This is a genomic window from Burkholderia sp. BCC0097, assembly GCF_902832985.1.
Classification (GTDB): domain Bacteria; phylum Pseudomonadota; class Gammaproteobacteria; order Burkholderiales; family Burkholderiaceae; genus Burkholderia; species Burkholderia orbicola.
This window is the reverse complement of record NZ_CADFDM010000035.1, coordinates 1-411: the sequence shown is the minus strand read 5'-3', so window position 1 is coordinate 411 and position 411 is coordinate 1. Positions and strand designations below refer to the sequence as shown.

The following is a 411-nucleotide window of genomic DNA, read 5'->3' as shown; positions in this document are numbered from 1 at the left end:
TCGAAGGTGCCGTCCCACGGCGGAAGCTTCGCTGGCGGCAGCGGGACGATCTGATCAACGTCCGGCACTTTCGGGTTGGCCAGTGTGTTGGCCCTCAAAAATTGACCGATCAGCTGATAGCGACGCGAGCGCTCGGGATCGTTAGGTAAGTCGAGAAAGAACCTTCCGCCATACGACTCTCGCGACTGAAATGCACGCTCAAGATTCATGGCCGTCCCACTGACCCCTGCCGCCACCCCCTTCTGAAAGGCCAAGACAGCACCGTGGAAATCACCGCGGCCCCGGAGATTAATTGCGAGCTCATAGGCCGCACGGCCATGCCCTTGATCGGCCGCACACCGGCGCATCTGTCGCGCGATATCCGGCGCTCGGTCATGAGGCGCCAGTAATCCGGCGACGTAATACTGGGCA

The 411-nt window shown here is 61.1% G+C and carries 1 protein-coding gene; it reads right to left on the bottom strand.

Annotated features, from left to right (window positions below):
- On the bottom strand, positions 1–411 hold a 411-nt coding region (locus HWX07_RS36870), incomplete at both ends, for a DUF6396 domain-containing protein (RefSeq protein ID WP_244130077.1).